General features: G+C 43.6%; 7 protein-coding genes. All 7 read right to left on the bottom strand.

Annotated features, from left to right (window positions below; all coding sequences use genetic code 11):
- Positions 1 to 3,455 (bottom strand): MiiA motif-containing surface protein (locus tag BLS46_RS09860; protein WP_180364027.1); only part of this gene is annotated, 3,455 nt, incomplete at its 3' end.
- A gap of 380 nt (positions 3,456 to 3,835) precedes the next feature.
- Positions 3,836 to 4,708, bottom strand: coding sequence for a 16S rRNA (cytidine(1402)-2'-O)-methyltransferase (gene rsmI, locus BLS46_RS01145; RefSeq protein WP_093584913.1), 873 nt, complete (start codon positions 4,706 to 4,708; stop codon positions 3,836 to 3,838).
- Positions 4,709 to 4,710: 2 nt separating this feature from the next.
- The gene (gene yabA, locus BLS46_RS01140) at positions 4,711 to 5,028 is read right to left on the bottom strand and encodes a DNA replication initiation control protein YabA (protein ID WP_000358229.1); all 318 of its coding nucleotides are present in this window, start codon (positions 5,026 to 5,028) and stop codon (positions 4,711 to 4,713) included.
- Between the two features lie 36 nt (positions 5,029 to 5,064).
- Complete coding sequence (locus BLS46_RS01135) at positions 5,065 to 5,955, bottom strand: DNA polymerase III subunit delta' (RefSeq protein ID WP_093584910.1); 891 nt, start codon at positions 5,953 to 5,955, stop codon at positions 5,065 to 5,067.
- A complete protein-coding gene (gene tmk / locus BLS46_RS01130) occupies positions 5,952 to 6,590 on the bottom strand; it encodes a dTMP kinase (protein ID WP_093584907.1) in 639 nt (212 codons plus the stop codon). The genes BLS46_RS01135 and tmk overlap by 4 nt, the downstream gene beginning before the upstream one ends.
- Positions 6,591 to 6,710: 120 nt before the next feature.
- A complete protein-coding gene (gene proC / locus BLS46_RS01125) occupies positions 6,711 to 7,508 on the bottom strand; it encodes a pyrroline-5-carboxylate reductase (protein WP_093584904.1) in 798 nt (265 codons plus the stop codon).
- Between the two features lie 3 nt (positions 7,509 to 7,511).
- On the bottom strand, positions 7,512 to 8,774 hold the full coding sequence (locus BLS46_RS01120; protein ID WP_093584901.1) for a glutamate-5-semialdehyde dehydrogenase: 1,263 nt from the start codon (positions 8,772 to 8,774) through the stop codon (positions 7,512 to 7,514).

The following is an 8,774-nucleotide window of genomic DNA, read 5'->3' as shown; positions in this document are numbered from 1 at the left end:
GATACTGATGTGCTTGCTGATTGGCTTGCTGATACTGATGCTGAGGTGCTTGCGCTTACTAAAACAGATTGACTCAAGCTTACTGAAGCGGATGTGCTAGCTGAGACAGATTGGCTACTACTTACTAAAACTGAAGTGCTCGCACTCACCGAGCTGGAAACACTCTTGCTCGCTGAAAGCGAACGACTTGTGCTCAGCGAAACTGAAACACTCTTGCTCAATGAAACGGATTGACTGCCACTCAAGGAAGTTGATGCACTCTTACTCAACGAAATTGATTGACTTGTACTTACAGACTGACTACCGCTTACTGAGGCCGAAGCACTATTTCTCGCTGAAACCGAGCGGCTGGCGCTCATCGATGCCGATTGGCTATTGCGCAAGGAAGTAGACAAGCTCTGGCTAGCAGAAACTGAACGGCTGGCGCTCGTTGAAGCCGACGCACTCGCTGATGTACTAGCACTTACTGAGGCACTGGTTGAGGCAGACGCACTTGCTGACATTCTTGCAGAAACGGATGCTCTCGTTGAGGCAGATGCGCTCGCTGAAGTGCTGGCGCTTACCGATGCACTCGCTGAGGCACTGGTTGACTGTCTTTGACTTAGACTAGTTGAAGCACTGCTACTCTTATACTCACTATCAGAAAGTTTTACAGTGAACGTATCCGTAGTCTTATCTTTATAGATAATGGTAACTGTTCCATTGTTACTAATAGTAAAGGAATCAATACGTTTTTCCTGCTTATTGTTTAGTTTCTCAACAGCCGCCAATATACGAGTTTTTTCTTGAGGTTTTAATTGAGAAACATTCTCTACCTGGAAGGTTTCAGTCGGTGCTACCCCTTCCATAATATCTGTCAGCCTACCTTGCACAATACGGACATTGCCCGGTGAATCATTTCCTGCACTATTACTATTACCAGCCTTATCCGTTGCTACTGCATTGCGTTGCCAACTATTTCTACCATTTTTATCATACTCTAGATTATCATTCAAATGAGCTCTTACAGTAATACGGGCTGGACTAGCAGTAGTCGCTGTGATATTCCCCGTTAAATGCTCTACAGTTCCCGTCCCATATTTATTATCTTCAAAGAAATTACTTCCAAGGGCTGAGCCATTTGCATCTGCATTTGAAACGATCTTAAATTCTGATAATTGCCCGCTATTATCTGTAGCAGTGAAATTAATTTGAATATCGTCTCCTGCGTACACAACATAGTTGCCGTTTACAGGTGTTAGAGTTTGACCGTTACGAGTCACCGTCGCACTTGGAACTGGAACAGCATCCACATTAGCTGGGATAACAGTTGTAGTATTATCACGGTAGGTAATGGTAATATTCCCATTTTCAGCTACCGCAATCGTTCCGGTTACGCCATCTTTCGTAAAATCACTACCAGATAAAAGCGACTGGTTTTTTTCTTTAAATTTTTCAAGTACTTGATCGCGTTCACTTAGAGTCAAAGAAGAGGGATTCTTAACAATAACAGTATCCCCACTAACTGGGTTGTGGCGTTCGTTGAAGCCTTTGATATTGAAATTCGTACGTGCTGTCGCAGTCAGACCATGAATATCTCTTACTGTATATTCCAGAACATAGGTACCAGGCTTATAGGGTTTCCAAGTTCCGTTTTCACGACCCACCGTCCCTATTATGTTAATAGTGTATGTGGTTTGCGCACCTGATTTATTCCCCCATTGATCATAGGTGGATAGATCTCCAAATCCCCCTTTCTTGCTAGTTGGATAGTTCGGTGCATGTAAACCTGTAATAATAGCATTGGATGGGGAAGCCGTGATTTTATCCATCCCTTTATCATCATTCAGCCTTATCTGGAAATTAACTGATTCATCATTATAAATTGTGATATTAGATGGCATAGAGATTGTAGGTGGATTAGAAGCTGCACGTAGGTGTGTCCCTCTAGTAATCACTGTCCCATTTCGTACATCGTGTACACCAGAATTAGCCGCCAACACAGCATTGACAATCGAATTACGCGCTGAAGTAGCTTTTTGCAATACTGTTGTTAAATCACTAGTTGGATCAGTCAGGGCTTTTTCAATTTCTGTTACTGCAGCATTGGCCTTAGCAAGAGCTGAATCCGTATTTGGTAAATCAACCGCTTTTGCTAGATAGTCACCTATTTCAGCCGAAAGATTGGTCAACTTCCTACGGTTTTCTTCTTGTTGTTTAGCAGTGACTTCTGAAGATGCTATTGCAACCGCAGCAGCTTCAATTAAGCTAGTTGTGACAGAAGTTGATTGAACTCCACTAACACTATTCTTACCAGTAATTTCAGTTATTTTTAATTCAGCTGAGTCAATTTCAAGGTTCTTTGCTTCTTTTGAAGTAGAAGGTTGCTGGTCAATTGCTGTCGTCGATCCACTCTGTTCAACAGACAAACTTGACACTACAGAAACATTCGATCCACTTGTTGATTGACTGGCACTAGCAGAAGCACTGACAGACTCTTTTGGTGAAGTGGTCACGGTCTTATCTACCGTTTGACTCTTCTCAGCTTGTTTGAGCGCATCCTTGCCTTGGGCTTGATTCTTATCAGCGATCACACCAGCGGCTAGGTTATTGCTAGTTGTTGCCACTTGGCTGCTGAGTTGGGTTGTGCTTGACAAGGCGTCACCTAGCTTGCTGGTCGCAAGGCTCTCAGCAGGAGCAGTCTTGACATCAAGGGATGCTGAGGTCGAAGTTGAGACAGAGGTTTGAACTTCTGACTCGCTAACAGAGCTAGTGCTTTCAGCTAGAGATGCTGAAGTTTGGACACTTACTGAAGGAGCAGGTTGAGCGCTAGCAGATGCTGACTCAGAGACAGGAGTTGAGGCAGATGCTTGCACACTCGCTGATTGCGATGGAGTTTCACTAACAGAGGCTGACTCAGAAGCAGGACTTACAGCTGACTGGCTGGTAGTAACTGAACTGCTAGCTGACGCACTTGCTGATAGACTAGCTGATACAGAAACGCTTGTCGAAAGAGAAGCACTTACAGATTGACTGACTGACTCAGAAACAGATACAGAGTCTTGCTCTGCTTGTTCCTTCACTTCTGCTTGTGCTTGGGCAATGATAGAGTTATTGCTGGCTTCAGTTGTCGCATCAGCTTGGGGCTCAGTTGCGATGACTGCCTTACCAGTTTCCTTGTACTCAGATGTCTCATCTGCATATACAGTTTGCTCTTGAGTTACAACAAAACCTGCGGCCCCGGCGGCTAAGATGGCCCCTATACCTGCAAGCGTGTTGGCATTCAAGTGAGCGTGGTCAAGTTCTTCAGTGTCAGATAGGCTAGTCGAGACAACTTCTCCCATCCCACCGATACGGAAGAGATCCAGTTGGGAATTCGAGGCTTTTACCCAGTTTTTCCCCGATTTGTAAAGCTTATAGCGCTTTTTCTCATCTACGATCTCGAAATCTTTGTTAAATTTTTTACTTCGAAACATTCTATTCCTTTCCTTTTTTAAAAATTCCACTCTTTGTTAACCTCATGATCATTAACAAAGCGTGATACTTAAGTAAGAATTTCACGGAAACACAAGCATCAAGCCTAGTCAGTCAATGGCTTTTCAAGAGTTTTTTGATAAAATTCGATGGTTAATTAGTATAAAAGAGATGCACTTTTATATATGTTTTACTCCAGTATATACCAGCCTCAATTCTATCAAATTTGAAGCTTCTTTTCAAGATTTTTAATTTCAATATAGCAAATTTATTTCTGCAATAGAAAAGCAGTGTAAAAGGATTACACTGTTCTTTATAAATACTGATTTTTTCTTAAACTGAGGTCTCAGAATTGATTAAAACTGGACTCATTTCCCTATCGTTAAGATTGATTTTCTTCCCAATCGTGGTAGGCAGCGTAGAGCTGACTTTTATTCCACTGGTAGAGTTTTGCAACTTCCTTAATGGCTTGATTTTTCTTCATTCCTTGCTGGATACGAGATTGGATTTCTGAAAACAAATCCTCCTCGTCCTTTTCCTCCACATCCTGACTAGCACCTTCAACGATGAGAAGGCATTCCCCCTTGAGTGGCGTTTCAGCGATACTTTCTAGTAGCTCTGAAATCTTTCCTCGTTGGTATTCTTCATAGATTTTAGTCAATTCCCTGACCAAGACTACCGAGCGGTCGCCGTAAACTGCTAGCATATTTTCCAGCGTATCCGCTACACGATGAGGAGATTCGTAGAAAATCTGAGTTTCTGGATACTCTTTTTTGGCTTGAAAAAATTGCTTTTGCTGGCCTGATTTTCTCGGTAAGAAACCGTAAAAGATATGTGGCTGTGGCGCTAAACCACTGGCAATCAAGGCAGAAATCCCTGCAGAGGCACCCGGAACTGTGACAACTGCAATCTCTTCCTCAATCGCTGCCTTGACTAAATCATGACCAGGGTCCGAGATGCTAGGCAGACCCGCATCGGAGACCTGAGCAATACTTTGTCCTGCTTTCAGAAAACTAATCAAATCAGGAATTTTTTCCTTGGCATTATGCTCATGAAAACTGATCTGCTTAGTGGAAATATCAAAATGCTTGAGCAAAAGTCCTGTATTGCGCGTGTCCTCAGCCGCAATCCAGTCCACCTCTTTCAAAGTCTGGATGGCACGAAAGGTCATATCATCTAGATTGCCAATCGGCGTTGCTACTAGGTAAAGCTTGCCATAGGGAGTTTGCCCCTTAAAACTTTTTTGAATCTGCATGCTTACTCCCTGTATAACAACTCATCACAGAACATACATTCCTCGTCCTGCTCTCGGCGTTGTCCATAAAAATCATTACATACGTGAAACCCGTCTTTATAGATCCGACGGACGCTTTCACGAACATGCTTGGCCTTAACAGGTGTATCTGCTTCTACCTCGCCTAAGCGTTCGCGCAACTTACTATTTTCCAAACGAAGAGCTGTATTTTCTTCTACCAGGCTCTTGAGATTTTTCTTGATGGCTTCCACATCGGCCAAGGTCACCAATAACTGTTGGGAAAAATCGTCCAGCGCATCAAATAATTCTTTCTTGTCCATAAACCAGCCCTTTCCTTTCTTTATTCTTAATTGAGTTTACATTTCTTTCAAGACCAGATATTCCATGGCATTTTGAAAGCTGACATTAGCCTGCCACATTTTTCTAGCTTCTAGCAAATCTTGTAAAATCTGTCGAATCCTTGCTTGCAAGAGATCCTGCCCACAGAGGACTTCGAGGATTCGCAAGACCTGATCTTGTTTTTCCTTGTCATCTGCCAAGTTGGCTAATTTAGCAACCTGCAAATAACTTTCTTTTTTCTTGGCTAATAACCAGGTCAGCAAACGTTCGCTCTCATCAACCAAGGTCCAAAAACTTGCCTGATTTACCAACTTTTCAGCTTCAGCTCGTGATTGACAAAACTGGGCTAAGAGAGTCGCTTTTTTCTTGACCAGACCTGCTTGTTCTAATTGATGGATGAGCTTTTCTTCTTGCTTTTTAAAGTGGAAAATCTGGGTCCGACTACGGATTGTCGGCAAGATTTTTTCCTCATCACTAGTTAAGAAGAAAATGTACACTTCACTCTGAGGTTCTTCGATGACTTTGAGCAGAGAGTTAGCTGCGTTGGGATGCATCTTTTCCGCCTGCTCGATAATAAAGACCTGTTGCTGGCTTTCAATCCCTGCTTGAGAAAACTGTCCCACCAATTCTCGAATACGTTCTGTCTTGATGATCTGATTGACAGGCTTAATCAAGGTGACATCGGGAAATTCTTCCTGTTCAATCAGCTTACAATTTCGGCATTTCTCACATGGTAAAAGGCCTACCTTATCCCTACAAAAGAGGCTCTTAGCTAAAAATTGCGCCATTTCCAAACTTCCAAAGAAACCTGAAAAAAGGTAGGCGTGATTGAGCTGCCCTTGTTCTAGGATACGGACAAAGCGGTCAAACTGGTCTGGTTGCCAAGCCTTGAGTTGATCTTGTTTCATTTGGCTAATCCCATTCTATCAAACAAGACTGTCTGGGTAGCTTCCACAACTTGTTCCAAAGGAAGACTGGCATCAATCTTGGCAATACGATTTCTTTCTTTTTCCAGAAGAGAGAGGTAGCCTTGACGGACTTTTTTGTGCAAGTCCAAACCTTCCAAGTCCAAACGATTGACCTCGCGATCACTGTTAGCTGCTATGCGAGCCAGTCCTTCTTCCACTTCAATGTCAAAATAGAGTGTCAAGTCAGGTTTGAGGCCATCTGTCGCAAAGTGATTGAGCCAATCAATGGCATCAATATCCAAGCCACGACCAAATCCCTGATAAGCAACGGAACTATCGATGAAGCGGTCCATAATGACCAACTTACCAGCTTCAAGAGCAGGCAGAACTTTTTCCACCAAGTGCTGTCTGCGACTAGCGATATAGAGAAGGAGCTCTGTTTTAGGATCCATCTGAGTATGACTTGGATCCAAAATCACTTGACGAATCTTCTCCCCAATCAAGACTCCGCCTGGCTCACGAGTTGTCAGCACCTCTACTCCTTTTTCCTCTAAAATTGGGAGTAAAGCCTCTAAAACACTGGTCTTTCCTGCTCCCTCTGGTCCCTCAAGAGAGACTAAAAATCCTTTTGACATGTCTAACTCATTTCTTTTTTTCTACCTTCTATTCTATCAAAAAAATAGGTTTTTGTGACAATCTTTTTGCGTCTTCTCCATTCAATCAACCATAAAAGAGGCTGGGAGTCATCCAACCTCTTATTTACCTAATTCTTGTGTTCGTCTATAGGCTTGATGAACTGCATCCATGACTGTTCCTCTAAAGGCATGTTCTTCCAGACTTGCCACACCAGCGATAGTCGAACCTCCTGGGCTACAAACTTGGTCTTTCAATACTCCAGGATGTTGTTGACTTTCGAGGACCATTTGTCCAGCGCCGACTACTGTTTGGGCTGCCATTTTCAAAGCCGTTTCTCGTGGCAATCCTATCTGTACACCCGCGTCTGCCAAAGCCTCGATAAAGAGGTAGACAAAAGCTGGTCCACAGCCTGCAAGACCTGTCGCAGCGTCGATTAAGCCATCTCCCAGCTCAATCAAGAGACCAGCCTTGGCCAATAATTGACAAAAGAGTTCACCGTCCTCAGCAAGACAGTTTGCTGACATGGCATAACTAATCACTCCTTGTCCGATAGCCACTGGAGTATTGGGCATAATGCGAACAATCCGGTGTTGACTTGGCAGAAGACTTGCCAGTTTTTCCAAGGTCAATCCAGCCGCCATGGAAATCAAAAGAAGACTCTCTCGTTTTTCAAGGATAGTCTGATATTGAGAAAGTAAGTCTGAAAACTGAGCAGGTTTAACTCCTAGAAAAATCACATCTGCTTCTGCAAAAATTTCTTCATTGCTGGAAGCCTGACCGCCGAAGTTTGCGATGAAAGCATCTACTTTTGCTTGACTGCGATTGGCAAGGAGAATCTGTTCACCCGTCTTGGCCTGCCAGACAGCCTTAGCCAAGCTAGCTCCCATATTTCCCAAACCGATAAATCCAATCTTCATCTCTTACTCCCTTATCTGTCCGTCACCAGTAACCACATACTTGTAGCTAGTTAATTCCTTCAAGCCCATTGGACCACGCGCGTGCAGTTTCTGAGTCGAAATCCCCATCTCACATCCAAGACCAAATTGACCTCCATCAGTGAAACGTGTTGAAGCATTGACATAAACCGCTGCAGAGTCTACTTGATTTGTAAAGTAAGCCGCAGCTTCAGCATTTTCTGTCACAATGGCATCCGAATGATGGGTACTGTGGGTTTCAATATGCGCAACTGCTTCTTCTAAACTGCTCACAACCTTAACCGCTAGGATATAATCTAAAAACTCGGTGTCAAAGTCTTGGGCCTCAGCTGATCGACCTGAAACAAACTGACTTGCTTTGCTATCCAGACGGAATTGAATTGGTTCCAGTCCAGCTTCTTTTCGATCTGCAACCAGCACTTTCTCCAAGCGAGGAAGGAAACTTGCTGCCTTGTCTTCATGAACCAGCAAAACCTCCATAGCATTGCAGACAGAAGGGCGACTAGTTTTAGCATTGTTGATGATAGACAAAGCCTTGTCTTCGTCTGCATCCTTATCCACATAGACATGGACAATTCCAGTTCCTGTCTCGATAACAGGTACGATAGCATTTTCAACCACAGCATTGATCAAGCCAGCTCCTCCACGAGGAATGAGAAGGTCTAGATAGCCCTTGGCCTTCATCATAGCATAGCTACTTTCACGGCTGGTATCTTCCACCAGTTGAATCACATCAGGATGAATAGTAGTTGTCTCCAAGCCCTTTTTCAAGGCTGTGACAATAGCATGGGCAGTTTGATAGGCATCCTTACCACTACGAAGAACGACCGCATTCCCACTCTTGAGAGCCAAGGCAGCCGCGTCAGAAGTCACATTTGGACGGCTTTCGTAGATAATACCAATAACCCCCATGGCCACACGTTTCTTGGTAATAATCAAGCCATTTTCAAGCTGGCTTGTTTCTAGGACTTCACCGATAGGATCTAGTAAAGCAACAACTTCACGAATCCCAGTTGCCATCGCTTCTATACGTCCCGCATCCAAATAAAGACGATCCAGCATGACATCTGAAATTTTCCCCTTGGCAACTGCCATATCGCGAGCATTAGCCGCTAAAATCTCCTCAGTAGCTGCCAATAAATGATCTGCCATGGCTAGCAAGGCTTGGTTTTTCACAGTTTCACTAGCAGTGTTGATTGACTTTTTAACAGCCTTTACTTGTTCAAATTGTTCTTGTGTCCTTACCAT

It is taken from the genome of Streptococcus sp. NLAE-zl-C503, from assembly GCF_900104285.1.
Lineage (GTDB): Bacteria > Bacillota > Bacilli > Lactobacillales > Streptococcaceae > Streptococcus.
Note: the sequence above shows the minus strand (reverse complement) of the source record. Positions and strands in the feature narration are given on the sequence as shown.

Bases quoted from the DNA above. Each gene is read 5' to 3' on its own strand.
- rsmI (WP_093584913.1), bottom strand. From the start codon at position 4,708: ATGCAGATTCAAAAAAGTTTTAAGGGGCAAACTCCCTATGGCAAGCTT.
- proC (WP_093584904.1), bottom strand. From the start codon at position 7,508: ATGAAGATTGGATTTATCGGTTTGGGAAATATGGGAGCTAGCTTGGCT.
- yabA (WP_000358229.1), bottom strand. From the start codon at position 5,028: ATGGACAAGAAAGAATTATTTGATGCGCTGGACGATTTTTCCCAACAG.
- tmk (WP_093584907.1), bottom strand. From the start codon at position 6,590: ATGTCAAAAGGATTTTTAGTCTCTCTTGAGGGACCAGAGGGAGCAGGA.
- BLS46_RS01120 (WP_093584901.1), bottom strand. From the start codon at position 8,774: ATGGTAAGGACACAAGAACAATTTGAACAAGTAAAGGCTGTTAAAAAG.
- BLS46_RS01135 (WP_093584910.1), bottom strand. From the start codon at position 5,955: ATGAAACAAGATCAACTCAAGGCTTGGCAACCAGACCAGTTTGACCGC.